We start from the raw sequence: 21,611 nt of genomic DNA, 5'->3' as shown, positions 1-21,611 counted from the left end.
CAACACAGTCGATCGTCCATAGGGCACAGGGTGTTCACACATTTTGTGCAACGCGGTCGATCTCTGTGGGAGCGGGCTTGCCCGCGAAGGCGTCCTCAAATATGACAACTTTCATCTGCCTGTAACGCACAAGCCGCCAAACCGTCATCCCCCAAGCCCATCCTGTAACTCCCGTCATCGCCTTGGGAGACTCGAAATGGCCCAGCCCTACGAAGAACGCAACAGCGCCGTCAGAACCCGTCGCCAGCAGGAAGACCAGCGCCGCATGGAATTTCGCCGCGCCATCGAAGATCGCTGCGAACGCCGCCAGCTGCTGGCCGAAATTGGCGACTTTCCTGACGAACTGGAACTCAACTACTGGCAGGCAGCTCCCGCGGCTTCCCGTCGAAACGCTCAACCAGGGCGCTGATCTGCAGCCGCTCGCTGCGGATAAACGCAAGGAATGCGTGCGCCACCGGTGACAGTCGTTTGGCCTTGGCCTGCACCAGGCACCAGCTGCGATAGAGCGGCAGCTCTTCGACCGGCAACTCGATCAGGCCGCCGGTCGCCAATTCAAGGTTCAGGGCGTGGCGCGTCAACAGCGCCAGGCCCAGACCCGCCGACACACATTCCCGTTGTGCTTCGGCCGACGAGACCTCCTGGGTCTGGTTGAAGTGCACACGTTTCTCCTTGAAATACTCTTCACAGGCCAGCCGCGTTCCGGAACCGGTCTCGCGCAGCAGGAGTGTGTAAGGCTCCAGATCCTGCAAGCGTAGAGGGCCCATGTGACACAGCGGATGGTCCGGTCGCGCCACGGCGACGATCGGGTTGTTGAGGAACGGCAGGAATTCCAATCCCATATCCTGCGGCACCATGGACATGATCACCAGGTCATCGCGATTATCGGAAAGACGTCGAATCACCTGCCCACGGTTGACCACCGTCAGTTGCAGGTTCACCTCCGGATGCTGGCGTTTGAATGCGGCAAACAGATGCGGCACGAAATACTTGGCGCTGGATTCCACCGCCAGTCTCAGTTGGCCCTGCAACGAGCCTTGCATGTCCGAGAGCTGCATATCGAGGTTTTCCAGGCGCCCGAAAATGTCCCGACTGGCGCGCTGTAAAGCCTCGGCCGCTTCCGTCATGTAGAGTTTTTTACCGACGTAATCGAACAAGGGCTGACCAATCAGCTCCTCGAGTTGACGAATCTGCAGGCTGACGGCAGGTTGTGTGAGCGACATTTCTTCGGCTGCGCGGCTGTAGGACCTCAAATCACAGACTTCGTTGAAGATCTGCATCTGGCGTAATGTCAAACGCATCAAGGACTTACGCATAATTAAAGGTCTCCGTCGGCAGACTGGTGCGTCAACTATAAGTCTTTACTTATGCATGACCCAATAATTAATCATTTTTGTTAATCCCTTGTGGGGGCTAGTGTGGGGCTGCGACTAAATTGAAACATTTGGTCACGCGTCGACCTGGTCTAGCAGGTCGTGGGTACCACCGGCTCAAGGGAACCTCCAAGTGATAACAAAGATCCTGATCGCCAACCGTGGTGAGATTGCCGTAAGAATCGTGCGTGCCTGCGCCGAGATGGGCATTCGCTCGGTCGCGGTCTATTCCGACGCCGACCGTCATGCCTTGCATGTGAAACGTGCAGACGAAGCCCACAGCATCGGTGCCGATCCGCTGGCCGGCTACCTGAACCCGCGCAAGCTGGTGAACCTGGCTGTGGAAACCGGCTGCGATGCCTTGCACCCAGGCTACGGTTTCCTTTCGGAAAATGCCGAGCTGGCGGAGATCTGCGCCGAGCGCGGTATCAAATTCATTGGCCCATCGGCTGAAGTGATTCGCCGCATGGGCGACAAGACTGAAGCTCGCCGCAGCATGATCAAGGCCGGCGTGCCGGTCACTCCGGGCACTGAAGGCAATGTTTCGGGGATCGAAGAAGCCCTCGTCGAAGGTGATCGCATCGGTTACCCGGTGATGCTCAAGGCCACCTCCGGTGGCGGCGGCCGCGGCATTCGTCGCTGCAACAGCCGCGAAGAACTCGAACAGGCGTTCCCCCGCGTGATCTCCGAAGCCACCAAGGCGTTCGGTTCGGCGGAAGTGTTTCTGGAAAAATGCATCGTCAATCCGAAACACATCGAAGCGCAGATCCTCGGCGACAGCTTTGGCAACGTGGTGCACCTGTTTGAGCGTGACTGCTCGATCCAGCGCCGTAACCAGAAGCTCATCGAGATCGCCCCGAGCCCGCAACTGACCCCGGAACAGCGCGCCTACATCGGCGACCTGTCGGTGCGTGCAGCCAAGGCTGTGGGTTACGAGAATGCCGGCACCGTGGAGTTCCTGCTCGCCGAGGGCGAGGTGTACTTCATGGAGATGAACACGCGGGTGCAGGTGGAACACACCATCACCGAAGAAATCACCGGCATCGACATTGTGCGTGAGCAGATCCGCATCGCGTCCGGCCTGCCGCTTTCGGTGAAACAGGAAGACATTCAGCACCGCGGTTTCGCGCTGCAATTCCGGATCAACGCCGAAGATCCGAAAAACAATTTCCTGCCGAGCTTCGGCAAGATCACCCGTTACTACGCACCCGGCGGCCCCGGCGTGCGTACCGACACGGCGATCTACACCGGCTACACCATTCCACCGTACTACGACTCCATGTGCCTGAAACTGGTGGTCTGGGCGCTGACCTGGGAAGAGGCGATGGACCGTGGCTTGCGTGCCCTCGACGACATGCGTCTGCAAGGGGTCAAGACCACCGCCGCGTACTACCAGGAAATCCTGCGTAACCCGGAATTCCGTAGCGGCCAGTTCAACACCAGCTTCGTTGAAAGCCACCCTGAACTGACCAACTACTCGATCAAGCGCAAACCCGAAGAGCTGGCCCTGGCCATCGCCGCCGCCATCGCCGCCCACGCAGGCCTATGAACAAGCAGCCGTAAGTGGCAAGCGGCAAGCGGCAAGTAAAAGCGGATCGGCTTTTTCTTGCAGCTTGTAGCTTGAAACTTGCCGCTATGAGGAGATACCAATGTCTAAGAAGATCTTCGTTACCGACACAATCCTGCGCGACGCCCACCAATCGCTGCTCGCCACCCGCATGCGCACCGAAGACATGCTGCCGATCTGCGACAAGCTCGACAAAGTCGGCTACTGGTCGCTCGAGTGCTGGGGCGGCGCGACGTTCGACGCCTGCGTACGCTTTCTGAAAGAAGATCCGTGGGAGCGCCTGCGCCAGCTGCGTGCCGCATTGCCTAACACGCGTCTGCAAATGCTCCTGCGTGGCCAGAACCTGCTGGGCTACCGCCACTACAGCGACGACGTGGTCAAAGCCTTCGTCGCCAAGGCAGCGGTCAACGGTATCGACGTGTTCCGCATCTTCGATGCCATGAACGACGTACGTAACCTGCGTACGGCCATCGAAGCGGTAAAAGCGGCAGGCAAACACGCCCAGGGCACCATCGCCTACACCACCAGCCCGGTGCACACCATCGGCGCCTTCGTGGCACAAGCCAAGCAGATGGAAGCCATGGGTTGCGACTCTGTGGCGATCAAGGACATGGCCGGTCTGCTGACTCCCTACGCTACTGGCGAACTGGTCCGGGCGTTGAAAGCCGAGCAGTCGCTGCCAGTGTTCATTCACTCGCACGACACCGCTGGTCTTGCGACTATGTGTCAGCTCAAGGCGATCGAAAACGGTGCCGACCACATCGACACCGCGATTTCCAGCTTCGCCTCGGGCACCAGCCACCCTGGTACCGAATCGATGGTCGCTGCGCTTAAAGGCACCGAATTCGATACGGGCCTGAACCTGGAGTTGCTGCAAGAGATCGGCTTGTACTTCTACGCCGTGCGCAAGAAGTACCACCAGTTCGAAAGCGAATTCACCGCTGTCGACACCCGCGTGCAAGTCAACCAGGTACCGGGCGGGATGATTTCCAACCTGGCCAACCAGTTGAAAGAGCAGGGCGCTCTGAACCGCATGAGCGAAGTGCTGGCGGAAATCCCGCGGGTTCGCGAAGACCTCGGCTTCCCGCCGCTGGTGACCCCGACCTCGCAAATCGTCGGCACCCAGGCGTTCTTCAACGTGCTGGCCGGCGAGCGCTACAAGACCATCACCAACGAAGTGAAACTTTACCTGCAAGGCGGCTACGGCAAGGCGCCGGGCACCGTTAACGAAAAACTGCGTCGCCAGGCGATCGGCAGCGAAGAGGTGATCGACGTCCGTCCGGCTGACCTGCTCAAGCCGGAAATGACCAAGCTGCGTGCCGAAATCGGCGCTGTGGCCAAGTCTGAAGAAGACGTGCTGACCTATGCCATGTTCCCGGACATCGGTCGCAAGTTCCTCGAAGAACGCGCTGCCGGCACCCTGACACCTGAAGTGCTGTTGCCGATTCCGGAAGCGGGCGGCGTGACCTCTGCCGGCGGCGAAGGCGTGCCGACCGAGTTCGTCATCGACGTCCACGGCGAAACTTACCGCGTCGACATCACCGGCGTTGGCGTCAAGGCGGAAGGCAAGCGTCACTTCTACCTGTCCATCGACGGCATGCCGGAAGAAGTGGTGTTCGAACCGCTCAACGAGTTCGTCAGCGGCGGCAGCAGCAAGCGCAAGCAAGCCACGGCACCGGGCCACGTCAGCACCACCATGCCGGGCAACATCGTCGACGTGCTGGTCAAGGAAGGCGATACCGTCAAAGCCGGTCAGTCCGTATTGATCACCGAAGCGATGAAGATGGAAACCGAAGTCCAGGCGGCCATCGCCGGTAAAGTCACCGCCATCCATGTGGTCAAGGGCGACCGGGTGAACCCGGGCGAAATCCTGATCGAGATCGAAGGCTGATCTAACAGCCTCGACTTAACGCTTTAAACCTCGGGGGGGCATGTGCTCCCCTTTTTTTATACCTGCAAATCCATTTCTGAAAATTCCACAAATCCTGTGGGAGCGGGCTTGCTCGCGAAAGCGGCATCACATTCAACATATGCATCAACTGACCAGACGCCTTCGCGAGCAAGCCCGCTCCCACAAGTACTGATTTTTCCAGTGCGGAGGGTGATGCTTGATCAAAAACTCATCTGCCACTGCCCAATCAACCCATGATTCCTGCTGTTGCTGCCAATCTCCCCGCTATAACCAACCCCCACTGAATGACGCGCTGAAATTCCCAGGTCCAGCCCCGCCTCCAGCACCAGGCTGTCACGATCCAGCGAGCTGCCATCGACGCTGAACGCTGTACCGCCGACCACAAATGCCTGGCGGGTCGAATTGCTGACATCGCCATAGGTGTGTTTCCAGCCCGCGGTCATGCGCGGCGTCAGGCTCATGCCGTTTTCCAGGGTGTTCAGGTGCGCCAGGCGCACGCCGAAGGTGCTGCTGACGTTATCCTGGGTTTGTTCATCGACTTGAAGCGATGCCGATCCACCTTTTTCGGTGTAGCTGTCGCGGTGATAACGCTGATAACCCAGACTGGCGAACGGCTCTGCACTGAGGCGACCGCTGCCCATCGCGTAACCCAGTTCAGCAAAGGCTTGCTGGCTGTCGGCGTCGTAATCGCCTTTTGGCCGGTCGCTGAAACCGTTGAAAGCGACAGTGCGTTTGCTTTCACCCTGATGGCCGCTGTAGGCCGCGCCGAGTCGCAGGGAGAGCGGGCCGCTTTGATGCAGGGCGTACACGCCGGCGTGCCAGCTTTCGACGTTGCCATCAAAGCCTGTGGCATCCAGGTCCGTCTTCGAGTAGCCACCCAGAACCCCAAGACGCCATTGCGGATTGAGCGCCCAATCGACGCCCAGCACGCTGCCTTTGGTGCGTTGTTCCAGGCCGCTACTGCCGTGATCGCCATCGAGCTTGCCGTAGCCACCGATGGCCTGCAGCCAGAGACGGCCCTGAGCGTTCGGGTCACTGAGGTTGCGGGCTTCGGAGGGAACGCCCGTGGCCGCGAGAACCGGTGCATGACGTTGATCGAGGCCCGCCATCAAAGACGAGCCAGCGCCCATTTGCTGCATCGCACTGAGCATGCTGGCGCCGATCTGGCTGCTGGCACCCAAAGTCGCGCTGGTCAGGTCGGCATTGCTGGTACCGGCCAGTTGTTCGATCGCGCTCCCGGCCGTGAAGCTGGAAGTGTTGAGCAATGCGTTGTAGAGCGTGTTGTTTTTCCCGATCGAAGCCAGGCTGTCGGCCGCGCGGCTGCCGTTTGCGGTGACGGCGAATTCGTTGATGGCCACATCGTTGCGGGTATAGGTCAGGTCGACCTGGGTCGGGGTGTAGGCGAGGGTCGGTGTGAGGAACGCGTAGTCACTGGTGACCTGACCGAAGGTGCCGTTGATATGGGAAGCCTGCAGAACGGTGTACTGGTTTTGCCACGGATATGAGCCGCTGCTCGGGTTTACGGCCAGGGTCGCGCCATTCAAGTTTGCCGTGCCGCCGACCTGCACCGGCGCGCTGCTGCCATCGGCATTGACGCCATAGGCCAGCGTTGCGCCGTTGCTCATCGTCAGATCATGCGTGATGGTCGCGGTGCCGAGTTGGGTGTTGGTCAGCAGGGTGCCGTCGACCTGCAAACTGCCTACTGATCCACCGCCGGCATACACACCACCCGCATCGACGGCCAGGTCGCCGGCGATACTGCCCTGATTGGTCAATGTGGCGCCGCTGCGCACCGCGCCGCCGTCATTGAAATCACCGTTGCCGGTCAGGGTCCAGGCACCTTGCTTGACTTCCAGCCATTCAAAGTTGCGACTGTCACCGAAACGGCCACCTGCGATGTCGTCCATCACCACACGATCATAACCGGGACCGCCATCCACCACGCCAACGAAGTGGCTGCCGTTGCGCAACGTCAGGTTGTCGTTGCCGCCACCCAGGTCCAGTGCCAGACCATTGCTGGCGCTGATCGTGCCGCCGTTGACCACGTTGTCATCGAATTCGCCGACGAACTTCACGCCAAAGCCGTCGAGGCCCTGAATCGTGCCGAAGTTTTCCAGTGTCGTCGCCGCCAGGCCCGAACCGCCGCTGCCGTCGTCCACCAATATCGCGCTGTTGGCGCCGCTGATCAGCGCACTTTTGGCGTTCAATACATAGCCGCCACCCAGCGCAATACCTTCGCTGCCATTGGCGAAACCACCCTTGTCCACGCCGCCCGCGCCGACGCCCTGAATGGTGCCGTAGTTCTCGATGTGGGCGATGTTGTCGATGTCTACGCCGTCACCATCGCCGTTGGGCTGCAGGCCCGAGTAAGCACCAGTGATCGTGCCGTGGTTGATCACCGTGCCGTCGCCGTCAGAACCAAAACCCGAACCGTTGCGCCCGATAATGCCGCCGTAGTTGACCAACGTTGCGCCAAGATCGGTGGTGATGCCGTGACGGCCGCCAGAGATACTGCCGTAGTTCGTTACGCTCACACCGGTGGCCGTGTCGATATCGATGCCGTCGAATTTCTCGTCGGCATTGTGCGAGTCGCCTGTGGAAATCTCGCCGTCGTTGGTAATGGTCGCATTGGCGCCGGTCTTCATGCCGTCACTGGCATCACCACGAATCAGCCCGCCCGCGCGGTTGATGATCGTGGTGTTGACGCCGTCGCTGCGCAAGGCGTCGAGGTCCAGCCCCTGGCCGGTGGTAGAGCGAATAGTGCCGCTGTTATCGATCAGCAGAGAGCCGCTGGCAACGTTGCTGTCGATGCGCAGGGCATCGTTGAAACCGAGAATTTGCCCGCCGCTGCGGTTGTAGACGCTGTAATTGCGCGCCTTGGTGGGATCGCCGCTGCTGTCGATCGCCCGTCCACCGGTGGAAATGATCTGCCCCGCGTTGTCGATCACCACTCCGGCGCCATTGGTGCTGTCCTTCAGGCTCACCGTCTTGCCGCTGTTGGTGATGCTGCCGGGGGCCGAAATTGTCAGGGTGTCGCTGCCACCGAGGGTTTGAGCGGCGGTGGTAGCCGTGTCGATCTGCACGGTTTTGGCGTGGACGGCGCTGGAGCTGATCAACACAGCGATAGACAGGGCCAGGCGCTGGGGCGAGGAGGGCATGAGGTGGACGGCCTTTTGTTATAAGCGAGGCTGTCTTTTATAGCGGGGAGTTTTTACAGAATGATGTTTGAGCTTCGATGTGCATAAATCTGCATCTTGTTGCACTTTTGCGTTAACAAATCCGCCTGAATCTGCAATTTAATGCGTTTATCAATGTCCGTTTGTTGTACTGAATGCACTATATTGCATACAACAAGCGGGGTTAGCGCTGATAAATGCATTTAAATGCAGGTGAAGACAACATGTACAACCTCACTTTACAGCTTTACACGGCAGGGACTTGGCACGACGCCATGGTCCTGGGCTTCAAACCTGGAGCAGCGTCTGAAGGAGTGGGACTTGAAATGAGCATGACCGTTGCCGAGCGCACTGTGCTCATAGAAAGTATTCAAGAAGGGCTCGCCCAAGGCACCCTTGAGATAGGCGATGCAGTTCGCCGTTTGCGAGTTGAAGTCACTGGCCTGCACCAGACCCAGTTTGCAAAAATGTGCAAAATTTCGGTGCGCACGCTCGTGCATATCGAGCACGGGGAGGGGAATCAAACGCTGAAATCGTTGAATGCGGTTTTTAGGCCGTTTGGACTGAAGATGGGTGTGGTGCGGATTCGACGTGATTTCAGCTGAGATCAAGATCAAAAGATCGCAGCCTGCGGCAGCTCCTACAGGGTGTACGTTAATCCTCTGTAGGAGCTGCCGCAGGCTGCGATCTTTTGATGTTTAGAACATCAATCCCGACATTCAGCCAGCGTCTTCAATTGCCCCGAATCCGTCTGGTTTTCATCAGAAAGCCAGCGCTCAAACCCGGCCCCAATCGCCGGCCATTCCGAATCCAGAATCGAGTACCAGGCCGTATCCCGGTTCTGCCCCTTGACCACCATATGCTGGCGGAACACCCCTTCAAAACTGAAGCCCAGGCGTTCGGCGGCGTATTTGGAGCGAGCGTTGCCGTTGTTGCACTTCCACTCCAGGCGGCGGTAACCCAGTGCAAAGGATTCCTTGGCCAGCAGATAAACCGCCTCGGTGCTCTTCGGCGAACGCTGCATCGGCGCGCCGAAGGTCACTTGGCCGATCTCGATGCGGCCTTGGGCCGGAACGATCGACATCAGGCTGAGAATGCCCTGTACCTCACCGCTTGCGCGGTCGATCACGCTGAAAAAATACGGGTCGCTGTTGGCCGCATGGTTGTTCAGCCAATCGTTGAACGCGCTACGCTCCGGGAAAGGACCATAGGGCAGGTAATCCCACAGCTTCGGATCGGCGCCGGGGCCTTGCAAGGCGTTGAACAAATCGTCGCCGTGACGCGCCGGGTCGAGTTTTTCCAGGCGAATGAAACGCCCTTCGATCAGTTTGACCGTGGGGGCTGGAACGCCTTTCCAGTCCGCGAGTGAAGTCGACATGTTGTTCTCCTTGAACCTTAAATGGCTTTGCGAAACTGGATGAAACCGGGGCGTTCGGCGATGCGCTCGTAGAGCTGGATCGCGGTGGCGTTGGTTTCGTGAGTGAGCCAGTGAACCTTGCAGCAACCGTCCTGCCTGGCCGTGGCGTAGACGAATTCGATCAATTGCCGACCAACGCCCTTGCCACGGGTTTCAGGTACCACCAGCAAGTCTTGCAGGTAGCATGAGTTTTCGATGCTCCAGTTAGAGCGATGGTAGATGAAGTTCACCATGCCGACCGCTTTGCCATCGTCCCAAGCCAATGCTGAGTGGGTCGTTTCGTTCGGGTCGAGCATGCGCTGCCACGTGCTCTCGGTCACCGCCTCTGGCAACTCAGTGTTGTAAAAGCGCAGGTAGGCTTGCCACAACGGCAGCCAGGCGGCGTGATCGTCGGCGGTGACCTGGCGGATGTCGATCTGACTCATGTGTATTCCTTATCGCATCAAATGGGCGAGGGCCTGGTCGTGTGCGTCGGGGCTTGCGGCGAGCCCTTCGCGCACGCCGGCGATGTCGGCGGTGCTGCGGTTTTGACTGAGCTTGCGCTTGCCTTCCAGGCGCTGGATCGGCAGGGCAAAGCCGACAATGGCCTTGAGCATCCCGTCAATGTAGTCGGCGGGGGCGTCAGCGACTTTCCACGGGTGAGCGCGGCTGGCTTCATGACGATCAGTCAGCGCGCTGACGAGCTTGAGCAGGCGCTCGGCGTCGGTGAACACGTCGGCGGTGCCATACGCGTGCACGGCGACATAGTTCCAGGTCGGCACGACTTTGCCGTGCTCGGCTTTGCTCGGATAAAACCCGGGGCTGACGTAAGCGTCGGCACCGGCAAAAATCACCATGGCCTCGGCGCCATCCTGCAAGGCTTTCCATTGTGGATTCGCCTTGGCGAAGTGGCCGTAGAGCGTGCCATTGGCGCCTTCGTCAGTGTTCAGCAGAAGTGGCAGATGGCTGGCTTGCAGACCTTGTTCACCGTGGGTAACCAGCACTGCGAGGCGCGTGCCAAGGATCTGTTGGTGCAGGTCTTGCAAATCATCGAGTGCAAATGTGCTTGGCGTGTACATGGAGATTTCCCTTGGCGAATGCTTGCATCCTAGGCAGGCTATTGGTCTGTTGTAAGAGCCATTAACGACCAATTTGATAGGTCCATTGTCATGACGGATGCGCCACTTTCGCTGTCCTTCAATCCTGCGGGTATCGAACTCGATCGCCGCCAAGGGCTGAGCCGTCAGCTCTATCAGGCATTGCGAGTGCGGGTACTCGATGGCCGATTGGCCAGCGGCACGCGGTTGCCGGCCAGTCGGGATCTTGCTGCGGCGCTGTCGATTTCGCGCAACAGCGTCGTGCGCGCCTACGATCAGCTGTATGCCGAAGGGTTTATTGAAGGGCGTGTGGGTGACGGGACCTATGTCGCTCAGCTGCCGCAAACATCGCTACCTGCAAAAAAACTATCCACAAAACTATCCACAGGGTTTTCAACAGGCTTACCCACAGCCTTATCCACAAATTTGCTTGATTTACCTGTGATTCCATCCAGTAAAGTTATCCACAAAGGTGCGTTGGCGCGGGTTGAAAAGAACCATTTGGCCAAACCTCCCAGCGGTCCACCGAGGGCTTTCAGAGTCGGTGTTCCGGCGTTCGACCTGTTTCCCTTTGGGGTGTGGGCCAAGCTGAACGCGGCTTTCTGGCGCAAACCGGATCTGCAGCAGTTGTGTTATGGCGATCCGGCGGGCGATGAGCGATTGCGCGGATTGATCGCCGCTTATTTGCGCAGCTCGCGGGGCATGCAATGCTCAGCTGAGCAAATAGTGATCACCAGCGGCGCGCAGCAGGGAATAAGCCTTTGTGCACAGCTGCTGGTGGAACCGGGCGACGGGGTCGCGCTCGAGAATCCGGGGTATCGCGCGGCGGGTCATGCATTCGCGGTGGCCGGGGCGAAGTTGCACGGTGTGTCCGTGGATAACGAAGGTATTGATTGCGCCGAGCTGAACGGGTTGAGCGATTGCCGATTGGCTTATGTCACCCCGTCTCATCAGTACCCGACCGGTGTGATCATGAGCCTCGCTCGGCGTCTGGAGTTGCTGGCGTGGGCCGAGCGCACGGACGGCTGGATCATCGAGGATGACTATGACGGCGAATACCGCTACAGCGGCGCACCGCTGGCGCCATTGGCTGCGCTCGATCGGCAGGGGCGGGTGCTGTATGTCGGGACCTTCGGCAAAGTTGCATTCCCGGCACTAAGACTGGGTTACCTGGTGCTGCCGATCGGGTTGGTAGAGGCGTTCTCCCAGCGTCGCGCGGTCGACGTCCGGCATTCTGAAGTCAGTACGCAAGCGGTCATGGCCGAGTTCATGGCGGCTGGGCACTTCCAACGGCATATCCGCCGCATGCGCCGCGCCGCGTTGAGCCGGCGCAATACGTTACTGGCGGGTTGGCCGACGGGCATTGCAGGCGTTGGCAGCCTGCCAAGTGTGGCAGCAGGGCTGCATTTGGCGGTGCCGGTCGGGAGCCTGGCCCGTGAACAGGAGTTGATCGAAAAAGCCATCAGTGCCGATATCGAGATCAATGCACTGAGCAGCTACTGGTTGCCGGATTCGCAACAACCACCGGACCAGCGCGCCGGGCTGGTCCTGGGTTTTGCGGCAGTGCCAGAAGTCGACATCATCAGCGCGCTCGCACGTCTGGAAAAACTCTGGCGACAATGAGCCCTCTCCTTCGCCACAAGATTTGTGTCGTCAGTCTTCGACCTTGGGCTCAAGGTCAAAAAACAGTTTGCGCAGGTCCGGGTCATCTATCTTGCGAAATACCCCGTCTATTGGCTCGAAAGTGGTCAGTATTTTTTGCTGCTCATCTGTGAGGGTTTTCAGGTAGGTTCCCGAGACTTTGAGGTGTGCGGTGGTGGGAGCATCCAGCGGGCTTTTCAGGGTTTTGTAATGGAAATGGGCCAGCCACAGTTCCCGATCATTTTTGCTGTCGAGAATGCGGTACTCCTGAAAGTAATCGCCCAGTTGCTTCGTCCGGATGCGGCCTGTGTCCCGCTGCAATTTGATCTGTGCGTTCTCATGCATCCACCTGAACATGCTCTGGGTGGGCTTCCTCAATTTGTAGAGACTGGCCCGAACGGTTCTACCGGATTCGCGCATTTTCGACGCTGCCGCAAGCAACTCGGGAGGTAAGCCGTGCACCGGAAACTCTGTGGTGCGGGCCAGAACCTGCTTTACGCTGGCCGCGCTTTCTTCAAGTTTGCGTGCTTGTTGATTGAAGATTTCCTGCATGTCCGCAGGAATTCGCGAAGGTCGATTGGCGTCCTTCAATGTGCGCTCAATGAAGGACTTTGTATCTTCAGACAGATTGGTCGCGTCGATGATGATGTCGGTATCACTCAGCGCTGAAGGCTGCTTTTTACGAGGCTTCAAAGTGAGTGATTCGATAGCCTCGTCGTTAGCCGGTGGAGCTTCACGACTGGCCTGTTGAGGCGGTCGGGTCTTTTTCACTTTGCCCTTCGGGTGCTGTGCCACCGTCTTCTAGGGGCCAGCAGACTTTTTGGGTATGGCAGCCTGGGTCTCTACCAACAGGGACGAGCGCAGGTCTTGAGCGCTTTTTGCGAATTCGCTGATGAGGCCAAGCAGATGGTCAAGCTGGGCTTGCTTGAAATGGCCTGGGTAGGTTTCTGGCAGTTCGCGAAACCGCTGATCCACATCGGCAAAGGTTTCGATAAGGCGGCTCAGTTCTTCGATCTGCATCTGTGGGCTGAGATCGTCTGGTGCTTTCTTCAGAAATTTCGCAACCCGGTGAGCGGCGGTTGCTCCCCTGACCACCAGATCGCCGACGTCATCACGGGCTTGCGCCATGGTCGCGCTGGCCTGCTCTTCCAGGCAGAGCTCCTGAGAGATGCCGATTTCGTTAGCTTTGATTTCCCATTCGGTGAAAGAAGGTGCCAGTTTGCGCAGTTGAGTTGCCCGATCAACGCCTGGCCTTCCGACCTTATCCAGTCTGCTGAGCTCGTCTCGTGAAAGCACAAGTTTTTCGACCATTTCCTGGCTTAAATCGGTCGCTTGCTGAACCTCTTTGACATGGACTGCTCGTGACGAAACTTCTATCGAGACTTCAGACCGCCAATTTCGGGTCAGCCGCACATACTGAGTTTTTTTGAGGGCGAACCAGAGCGAAAGATACTTCTCCAATTTAGTATGCATTCGCAATGATTCGTCGGTATAGCTTGGCCCGCCACCCAGCGTATGCCATTCCCTCAGATGCTCCAGTGCCCGATGATACCCAGCGATCATCACATCAATTTTTTCCACGAAAACAGCGGCCAGCCGATCACGGTTTTCGCCCGTAGCTGCGGTAAATTCTGTCTGGGCCTTGGTGACGGCGTTTTCTAGCTGTTGTTCGCTCCCTTCAATGTCCGGATCCTCCGGCTTGGCCTTTTCGCTGCGAAACAGCTCCCGCTCTTTTTTGAGTTCAGCCCTGCGAAGTTCATTGGCCGCTCTCAGGGTTTCAACCGACTTTTTAGGGCCGCCGCCTTTCAATCGCCATCGCAAGTCGATCACCCACCGACCCTCATGATCACTGGCCAGCAACGGGCCGTGTTTTAGAGGGTCATTGGGATCGATGATCTGCACCTCGTCATCCTCGATAACGCTGACGTTGAACCAGCGTGTGCCAACTTTGGCGTACGTTTTATGATCAACGTGATGCAGATAACGTGAAGTCTTTGTGCCCTCGCTGGCCTCCTTGGTGTTCAGGTCCGTCAGCGTGACATTGAGGGTGTCCAGGTAGGTTCCAAGTTCTGATGGGGATCGACGGGGGACTGACCCGCAGGTGTCCACCAAAGATTCATGGTTCGAGGGAAGCTCGCCTGAAAGGGAGGCTGTGTCCAGCGTGACAGCGATGGTTGCAGAGGATGGAATCGCCTTTTCTTCCAGCGGTTCGCGGGCGATGCCGGGCTTGCTGAACAGCGATTTACGCCGCATGACCGCGTGATGGGTGAGAAGAATACCCAGGGATAGCAGGATGTCTGTTTCGGATCTCCACTCGTTGAAGCTGTCGCCTTGCTCATGGGCGTCGAGGGCTTGCTGAATTTGCTCGATAACCTGCCAGGCCCAGACAGCGGTACCGACGGCGCCACTGAGGACGTTGGTCGCAACGCTGAACAACGCCCAGCTGCTGTCTTTCAACAGTGTCCAGCGCCGCTCGGCATTTGATTGCGACTGGCGGTCTGCGAGGGTGACCAGCGCCTGCGCATTATTTCTGAACAATGTGGTGTGGACGTCTCCAGTGATGGCTTGAATTTCTAACAACACTCGCCCGAACCGATCTGCCCTGAGCAATGGATTGACCAGCTGTTCAGCCACTAACCATGGCGACGGCAATCCAACAGGGAACACGTATTGGGAATACTCAAAGCTCAGCGTCTTGTTCGCAAGCCAGGCCAGGATCGAGTCGCGCAGTTCACCGGGCTGGTGCAAGGCATAGAGCAAATTCTGGCGGGAGGGGAATTGCATCAACGGCACGTCCTGCATGGGACGGTAGAGCAGGCAGGGGCCGCTGGCAGCGCTTCGAGGGCTGATAATGTACATGTTGGCGACAGTGTCGCTGGAGCTGATCAATCGGTGTTGCGGGGTCAAGGTGAGGGGGGAGACGGCGATGGGGTTAACAGCGCCAGGGGCCGAATTCATCCATGTGCAAATGGTTTGATAGCCTTGCTCGTCGATGCCCGCCTCGTGTTGGATCTTTGCTTCCAGCGCGTTGAGCAGAAGTAGCCAACGTAACTGATCGCGATAGAAATCCGCCTGACGTTTGGAGGTGACTGGATCGTCGATCAGCTGTTTCTTGATGAGAGAAGGGTAAGCACTGCCGACATCGACTTTCGCCGCTACGCGGGTGAGAAATTCCGGTGTCAGCCAGTCCGGAACCTGCACACCATTTTTGAATGAAAGAGTCGCCATATAGGGCGCATCGTTTTCCAATGCGAACTCGGCCAGTGTTTCAGTGAGCTGATCGTGGGGGTTGGGCAGCGTGAAATTATCGACAGTAAAGCTATTGGTGACGTTGATTCGTAGGTCGTCCCAAGGTAGCGACGCAGCACCTACCGCATCTTTATCGGCAATGATCGCGTCACGCATTGATTGGTGAGCGTACTGGCGGATAGAGGGTATTTCGGTTCTGGCGGTCTTGTACTTGGGTTTTCGATAAAGTTTTCCCAGGGCGGTGATGTAACGACGATAGTCGTCAATGTCGTTGGCGGGTGCATCGCGCAACCAGTCAGGGATCGCTGCGTCAAGTTGTTTGTAACGCGATTGGTCGGTGGCATCGAGTCCCTTTTCGGGGTCAGGTGTTCCGGTAAGCGCCTCTGCATTTTTCAGTGAGGCAATGCTGTCTATTTGCGAAGACACCAGGGCCAAGGCCATATGATCGAATACGTTGCCATCGGGCTCGAATAAACGCCATTCCAGCGACGCACCTGCGGGCGCTTGTTCCAAGCGCTCAGGCAGCGAGCTTCCGAGTTTTTCCAGTGAGCTGAAGGACTCGTAGCCACGCTCGATCGTGTACATGATGATGAGCTGGCGCTGAAGGTAGGTGGCCTTGATCACGAGTGCGCCGCCGACCAGGAGATGCCTGGGTATTTCATTTTCAACGACGTCGATATCGATCAGGCATGCCTGGATAGCCGAAAAGCCGGCCTTAATATTTTTACGTGTGGTTCTGTCCGGGTCGGAGAAGATTTCCCGGGCCATGGCGCATTCATCTGCATCCCAGCCCTTGACCTGTTTTACATTCAGCGCTTTGCGCAGCGAGTCGGAAAGCTTCTGCCAGCGTGGCAGCTCGTGCACTTTTTGATTCCAGAAATTCAGCTGTTGTTCCTGGAACTCAATGAACAACAAGGCGACTGCCTCATTGAGCGTTTGGGCGATTTCCTCCATGCCAACCGAGAGTTGCACCGGATCATCAACCTGCGGCTCAACGGTCAGAAACTGCTCGCCTTCGATGTAGTCGGCAGTTGTTCCATCGAGCGCATGCCGAACCACGGCGTGGGTCAGCGATTCGTAAGTGATCGGTCCGCTTTCGACCTCGTCGTTGATCACTTGCCACTGCGGGCTTCCGACGACTGCTTTGTCGGGATCGATATCCAGGTCGGTGTACTTTTCATTGAGCATTTGACCCAGCAAGGTCGCAGCGACCTTGCTCAGTGTGGGGCCGTGGCTGATCTGATTGATCAGGTTGCTTTTTTCTACCAGAGGCTCGGTGCTGGTACTGTCGATGTTGCTGTCTGTCATGGTTGTTTCCTTCGGTGCTGGTATCAGGGCGAACGCGTCGTTCCTGGCGATGGCATCGAAGGTAAGAGGCTGTGAATCAAGGGGTGAGGTAACTAATTATCGCAGACGAAAAAAACCACGGTATACGCGGGTCTTCAGGCGAAAGGGGCAGCAGCGGCTGCCCCTGATGTTATTTGTGAGGTTGTTTCAAGTCCCCGATTTGATCTTCGTCCAGGCCCGGGTCCGAGCACGTTCGGCATCGCGCGGCAAGGGTTGCAGGGTGTACAGCGTCCCCATGGCGGCTTCGGTCGGGTACAGGTTCGGGTTGTTACGGATGGCCGGGTCGACCAGTTCCGTTGCGTCCTTGTTGGGGTTCGGATAGCCAACGAAGTCGCTGACCGGTGCGATCACTTGCGGTTGCAGCAAGTAGTTGATGAAGGTGTAGGCATCCTCGGTATTTTTCGCGCCTTTGGGAATGGCGAGCATGTCGAACCAGATCGGTGCACCTTCTTTCGGCAAGCGCATGTCGACGACCACACCATTCTTGGCTTCCTTGGCGCGGTTGGCGGCCTGGGAGAAACTGCCGGAGTAACCGATGGCGACGCAGATGTCACCGTTGGCGATGTCCGCCATGTACTTGGATGAGTGGAAGTAGGTGATGTACGGACGGATCTTCATCAGCAACGCTTCTGCCTTGGCGTAGTCCGCTGGCTTTTTGCTGTTGGGGTCAAGACCGAGGTGTTGCAGTGCCAGCGGCAGGATCTCCGACGGCGAGTCGAGCAGGGCGACGCCGCACTGCTTGAGCTTGCTGATGTTCTCTTCCTTGAAGATCAGGTCCCAGCTGTCGACTGGCGCGCTGTCGCCCAGGGCGGCCTTGACCTTGTCCGGGTTGAAGCCGATCAGGATGGTGCCGTACATGTACGGCACGGCAAATTTGTTGCCCGGATCATTGGCTTCGATCAGCTTCATCAGCTTGGGATCCAGGTGATTCCAGTTCGGCAGTTTGCTGCGATCCAGCGGCTGGAACACGCCGGCCTCGATCTGCTTGGCCAGAAACACGTTCGATGGCACCACGACGTCGTAGCCGGAATTACCTGTCAGCAGCTTGGCTTCAAGGGCTTCGTTGGTGTCGAAAATGTCGTAGACCAGCTTGGTCTGTGGGTTCTGGGCCTTGAAGTCTTCCAGTGCCTTGGGGGTGATGTAGTCGAACCAGTTGTAGACGCGCAACGTTCGCTCTTCAGCGTGAGCGGCCCCGCTGAGCACCGTGGCGCACAGCATGGGCGCGATGAGGCGCTTGAGTCTGTTCATTGTTCTAATTCCTCATTGAGCGCGTTCAAAACCTTCGAGTACGTTCACGGCATTGACGCCGATTTCTTCGACCGCGTAACCACCTTCCATCACGAACAACGTCGGTTTGCCCAGTTTGGCAATCCGCTCACCCATGGTCAGGTAGTCCGGGCTGTCGAGCTTGAACTGGGAAATGGGATCGTCCTTGAACGTATCGACGCCCAGGGATACGACGACGATGTCCGCGCCGTACGTTTCGATCTCTTTGCACGCCTGTTCAAGCGCGGCGCTCCAGCTGTCCCAGCCGCTGCCTGCGGGCAAAGGGTAGTTGAAGTTGAAGCCTTCGCCCGCGCCTTCGCCCAGCTCATCTTCGTAGCCGAGGAAGAAGGGAAATTCCGCTTCCGGATGGCCGTGGATCGAGGTAAACAGCACGTCGCTGCGCTCGTAGAAAATCGATTGGGTGCCGTTGCCGTGGTGGTAGTCGACGTCGAGGATCGCGACTTTCTTGTGGCCTTGATCAAGAAACGCCTGAGCGGCGATGGCGGCGTTGTTGAGGTAGCAATAACCCCCCATCAAATCGCTGGCCGCATGGTGCCCCGGTGGACGGCATAGCGCGAACGCGCTACGGGCGCCGCGCTGAATCTCTGCCTGTGCGGTCAATGCGACCTGGGCTGCGCTGTACGCCGCTTGCCAGGTGCCGGCAGTGATCGGTGCGCCGCCGTCGAAACTGTAATAACCCAGCTGGCCGTGCAGGCTGGTGGGCTTGATCGGGCGCAGGGTGCGTGCCGGCCAGGTGTAGGGCAGCAGGTCGCCGTCGGTGTTGAATTCGGTCCAGCGTGCCCACGCACCTTTGAAGAAGTCGAGGTATTCGCGGCTATGAATGCGCGCGATGGGGTCGAGGCCGAAATCCTTTGGCGCCTCCACGGGGCCGAGGTTCTGGTGTTGCACCCGTTGCAGGACGTGGTCGGCGCGGGAAGGCATCTCGAAGCAGGGCTTGAGCTGCCCGTCGATCAATTCACAACGGCCGTGGTGCAGGTGGTGATCGTCTGAGTAAATCGTCAGCATTTCTTGTTCTCCGCAGGCTGATTCGGTTGAACACAGTTTTGCCGCGCAAGGCGCTTGGGAGAACGGCAGGAGAGGCCAAAAGGGGATTAATATGGCCAAAAAATCTGACCGAAATTCGCCCCTATGTGGCGAGGGAGCTTGCTCCCGCTCGGCTGCGCAGCAGTCGTAACCCGGCAGCTGCTATCTGAAGTGAGGAATGCGGTGTTTGGTTTGGGTCTGCTGCGCAGACCAGCGGGAGCAAGCTCCCTCGCCACATATCAAGGCCTGAACTGGCTAGGCGCCACGCCACTCCAGCGCACAAACGCATGTCGAAAACTCGCGGTCTCGCTGAATCCCAGCGCTTCGGCAATCCGGTAGATCGGCAGCTGATCTTCACAGAGCATCAACTTGGCCTGCTCGAAGCGTAACTCGTCGAGCAGTTCCTGATAGCTGCACCCCAGATCCTTGAGATGCCGACGCAACGTGCGCGCTGAACAATTCATCTGCTGCGCCAAACCTTCCAGCCCTGGCGCTGCGTTCAGTTGCGCTCTGAGCAACTGCCTGATCCTTCCCAGCCATGCCTGGCGTCCGGTGAACTCGGTGTTTTGTTTGCGGCAGCGTTCGGCCATGGCCTGGTGGGTGATCACGTCAGCGAGCGGTAAAGGTTCATCAAGCCAGCGCTTGTCGAACGCGAAGGCGTTGTCTCGTGCCTCGAAGTGCAGCGGGCAGTCGAAGTGTTCAGCGTAGGTTGCCTTATAGTCCGGTGCGGCGTGTTCGAAGCGAGCCGCCAGCAACGGCAGCGAATGCCCAAGCAGGTCGTCACAGATGACTTTCAACGACACCAGGCAGAACTCGGCGTTGAACACGGCCAGCGCGGGATTCTCCCGGTAATCTGCGGCCACGAACCAGATACGCTCACCGTCGTCTTCCAGGCTCAGTTCGAAAAGTGTTCCCAACAGCGCCGGATAACGCATTGCCAGACGTAACGCGTCACCGAAGGTGGCACTGGTGAGGAGTGCATAACCGAGCATGCCGTAGGAGGAAACGTGCATTCGGCGTCCCAGTTCCAGACCGATATCACGCTTGAGCGCGACGGCATTGGCGCAGACCTGCATCTCCTGGTTGGTGGTGATGCGCGTGTCTGCCCGGTTCAGATCCGCCGCGCTGATGCCGCTGCCGGCGAGCAGTGCTTCGCTGGACAGGCCTTTGGCTTTGAAGGCGTTGAGCACCAGGGAAACGGCGTTGAGGGTGGTGAGGTGGGAGTGGAGCATGGGAGGTTCCAGCGTTGGGATGCTGGAACGGCAGCAAGTTACATGCCGAGCGGAAAACCTTGTAGGAGCTGTCGAGTGAAACGAGGCTGCGATCTTTTGACCTTAAAAACAAGATCAAGAGATCGCAGCCTCGTTTCACTCGACAGCTCCTACAGAAGAGGCCTTGCGGCGTCAGCTGAGTTCGCCGCAGAGGTCGAGTTCGACCAGGCGCCGCACTTCAGCGTTTTCGAGACCTGCACCCAGCAGCGCATGCAATTTGCCGAACGCCGCTTCACGGGTCATGCCGCCGCCCGACAGCACACCAACGCCACGCAACCGGCTACCGGCCTCGTAGACATCCAGCTCAACGCCGCCTTCATGGCACTGCGTCACCGCGACCACCACCACGCCGTTATCTCGCGCCCGCGAAAGCGCGGCGAGAAAGTCCGGGTTGTCGCTCGGTCCGGTACCGCTGCCGTAGCATTCGAGCACCAGGCCCTGGATGCCGCTGTTCAGCACACCATCGAGTTGCTCGGCGCCAATGCCGGGGAACAACGGCAACACAGCGATTTTCGAAAGTTGCCTGGGCTGGTTGTAGTTGAGCTGCGTTGGCAGGGTCGCCGCATGGGTTCCGCGACCCTGACGCGCCAGCAACTTGAACGGATGCCGACCAAAACTGCGCACTTTCGCGCAATGCGTCGGGTCCAGCAGCTCGCCGTGGAAGTACAGGTGAACGCCTGGTGCCAAACCTTGCCCGAGGGCTACGAGCGCGCCGCTGAGGTTTTCCCAGGCATCGCTGTCCGTCACGCCGGCCGGTAGCATCGAGCCGGTAAAGACGACGCGAGCGTGCAGACCAAGCAACTGAAAACTCATGGCCGCAGCGCTGTAGGCGAGGGTGTCAGTGCCGTGAAGGATCAGCACGCTGTCGCAACCCTGCACATCAACCGCATCAACCACCGCTTCACGCAGTTGCTGCCAGTAGGCAGGGGTCATGTTGGCGCTGTCGATCAGTGGCGACAGCTCGCGAAAGCGCCACTGCGGCACGACAAGTTCAGGTTGGCTGTGCAGGTATTCACGCATCCGCGCTTCAAAACCGGACGCCGGGGCCAGACCGTGTGCACTCGCTTGCATGCCGATGGTGCCACCGGTGTAGAGCACCATGACGTGCTGGGCGGCAGGATAGGTCGAGGAATTCATGGGGACTCTCCGAGAACGATGACTTCCAGTGCAGGAACAAGCTTGCTCGCGAAAGGGCCGGCACATTCAACATCAATGTTGACTGGGCAACCGCTTTCGCGAGCAGGCTCGCTCCCACATGGGATTTCGCACTTTAAC

The 21,611-nt window shown here is 58.4% G+C and carries 17 protein-coding genes; 5 read left to right on the top strand and 12 right to left on the bottom strand.

Annotation, left to right across the window (positions count from 1 at the left end):
• Positions 1-34: 34 nt before the first annotated feature.
• Positions 35-292 (bottom strand): hypothetical protein, encoded by a 258-nt coding sequence (locus tag ACA062_RS32890; RefSeq protein WP_497457529.1) that lies wholly within the window; start codon positions 290-292, stop codon positions 35-37.
• Here ACA062_RS32890 and ACA062_RS32885 point away from each other — a divergent pair.
• On the top strand, positions 197-409 hold the full coding sequence (locus tag ACA062_RS32885) for a PA3496 family putative envelope integrity protein (protein ID WP_128874542.1): 213 nt from the start codon (positions 197-199) through the stop codon (positions 407-409). The two genes, ACA062_RS32890 and ACA062_RS32885, sit on opposite strands and share 96 nt — an antisense overlap.
• Here ACA062_RS32885 and ACA062_RS32880 read toward each other — a convergent pair.
• Complete coding sequence (locus ACA062_RS32880; protein ID WP_497454648.1) at positions 351-1,313, bottom strand: LysR family transcriptional regulator; 963 nt, start codon at positions 1,311-1,313, stop codon at positions 351-353. The two genes, ACA062_RS32885 and ACA062_RS32880, sit on opposite strands and share 59 nt — an antisense overlap.
• Positions 1,314-1,503: 190 nt before the next feature.
• Here ACA062_RS32880 and ACA062_RS32875 point away from each other — a divergent pair, with 190 nt between their 5' ends.
• Both ACA062_RS32875 and oadA read left to right on the top strand, forming a co-directional pair.
• A complete protein-coding gene (locus ACA062_RS32875) occupies positions 1,504-2,919 on the top strand; it encodes an acetyl-CoA carboxylase biotin carboxylase subunit (protein WP_497454647.1) in 1,416 nt (471 codons plus the stop codon).
• 100 nt (positions 2,920-3,019) lie between these two features.
• Positions 3,020-4,828 carry a sodium-extruding oxaloacetate decarboxylase subunit alpha gene (gene oadA / locus ACA062_RS32870; protein WP_497454646.1) on the top strand — a complete coding sequence of 603 codons (1,809 nt, stop codon included), beginning with the start codon at positions 3,020-3,022 and terminating at the stop codon, positions 4,826-4,828.
• Between the two features lie 221 nt (positions 4,829-5,049).
• Here the strand turns inward: oadA and ACA062_RS32865 are convergent, their stop codons facing one another.
• Positions 5,050-8,007, bottom strand: coding sequence for an autotransporter outer membrane beta-barrel domain-containing protein (locus tag ACA062_RS32865; RefSeq protein ID WP_497454645.1), 2,958 nt, complete (start codon positions 8,005-8,007; stop codon positions 5,050-5,052).
• A 344-nt stretch (positions 8,008-8,351) separates the two neighbouring features.
• Here ACA062_RS32865 and ACA062_RS32860 point away from each other — a divergent pair, with 344 nt between their 5' ends.
• Complete coding sequence (locus tag ACA062_RS32860) at positions 8,352-8,630, top strand: helix-turn-helix domain-containing protein (protein WP_497457528.1); 279 nt, start codon at positions 8,352-8,354, stop codon at positions 8,628-8,630.
• A gap of 101 nt (positions 8,631-8,731) precedes the next feature.
• On the opposite strand, the gene ACA062_RS32855 is transcribed toward ACA062_RS32860, so the two are convergent.
• Genes ACA062_RS32855 through ACA062_RS32845 form a run of 3 tightly spaced genes read right to left on the bottom strand, consistent with a single transcriptional unit; the run spans position 8,732 to position 10,500 of the window.
• Positions 8,732-9,403 (bottom strand): GNAT family N-acetyltransferase, encoded by a 672-nt coding sequence (locus tag ACA062_RS32855; RefSeq protein ID WP_497454644.1) that lies wholly within the window; start codon positions 9,401-9,403, stop codon positions 8,732-8,734.
• A 17-nt stretch (positions 9,404-9,420) separates the two neighbouring features.
• Positions 9,421-9,867: a GNAT family N-acetyltransferase gene (locus tag ACA062_RS32850; RefSeq protein WP_497454643.1), complete on the bottom strand. Its 447-nt coding sequence runs from the start codon at positions 9,865-9,867 to the stop codon at positions 9,421-9,423.
• A gap of 9 nt (positions 9,868-9,876) precedes the next feature.
• Positions 9,877-10,500 carry an FMN-binding negative transcriptional regulator gene (locus ACA062_RS32845; RefSeq protein ID WP_497454642.1) on the bottom strand — a complete coding sequence of 208 codons (624 nt, stop codon included), beginning with the start codon at positions 10,498-10,500 and terminating at the stop codon, positions 9,877-9,879.
• Positions 10,501-10,590: 90 nt separating this feature from the next.
• On the opposite strand from ACA062_RS32845, the gene pdxR reads away from it, so the two are divergent.
• A complete protein-coding gene (gene pdxR, locus ACA062_RS32840) occupies positions 10,591-12,141 on the top strand; it encodes a MocR-like pyridoxine biosynthesis transcription factor PdxR (protein WP_497454641.1) in 1,551 nt (516 codons plus the stop codon).
• Positions 12,142-12,171: 30 nt separating this feature from the next.
• Here the strand turns inward: pdxR and ACA062_RS32835 are convergent, their stop codons facing one another.
• The 6 genes from ACA062_RS32835 to ACA062_RS32810 all read right to left on the bottom strand — a co-directional run bounded on the left by ACA062_RS32835 (position 12,172) and on the right by ACA062_RS32810 (position 21,473).
• Entirely contained in the window at positions 12,172-12,930 is a 759-nt protein-coding gene (locus tag ACA062_RS32835) for a hypothetical protein (protein WP_497454640.1), read from the bottom strand.
• 30 nt (positions 12,931-12,960) lie between these two features.
• Positions 12,961-16,716: a dermonecrotic toxin domain-containing protein gene (locus tag ACA062_RS32830; RefSeq protein WP_497454639.1), complete on the bottom strand. Its 3,756-nt coding sequence runs from the start codon at positions 16,714-16,716 to the stop codon at positions 12,961-12,963.
• A gap of 186 nt (positions 16,717-16,902) precedes the next feature.
• Positions 16,903-18,003: a polyamine ABC transporter substrate-binding protein gene (locus ACA062_RS32825; RefSeq protein ID WP_497454638.1), complete on the bottom strand. Its 1,101-nt coding sequence runs from the start codon at positions 18,001-18,003 to the stop codon at positions 16,903-16,905.
• Positions 18,004-18,015: 12 nt separating this feature from the next.
• Positions 18,016-19,047, bottom strand: coding sequence for a histone deacetylase family protein (locus tag ACA062_RS32820; protein ID WP_497454637.1), 1,032 nt, complete (start codon positions 19,045-19,047; stop codon positions 18,016-18,018).
• A 257-nt stretch (positions 19,048-19,304) separates the two neighbouring features.
• On the bottom strand, positions 19,305-20,297 hold the full coding sequence (locus ACA062_RS32815; protein ID WP_497454636.1) for an AraC family transcriptional regulator: 993 nt from the start codon (positions 20,295-20,297) through the stop codon (positions 19,305-19,307).
• Positions 20,298-20,468: 171 nt separating this feature from the next.
• Positions 20,469-21,473 (bottom strand): asparaginase, encoded by a 1,005-nt coding sequence (locus ACA062_RS32810; protein WP_497454635.1) that lies wholly within the window; start codon positions 21,471-21,473, stop codon positions 20,469-20,471.
• Positions 21,474-21,611 lie beyond the last annotated feature (138 nt).

It is taken from the genome of Pseudomonas sp. LBUM1679, from assembly GCF_059695565.1.
The sequence above is the reverse complement of the archived record's forward strand: the minus strand, read 5'-3'. Positions and strand labels throughout refer to the sequence as shown.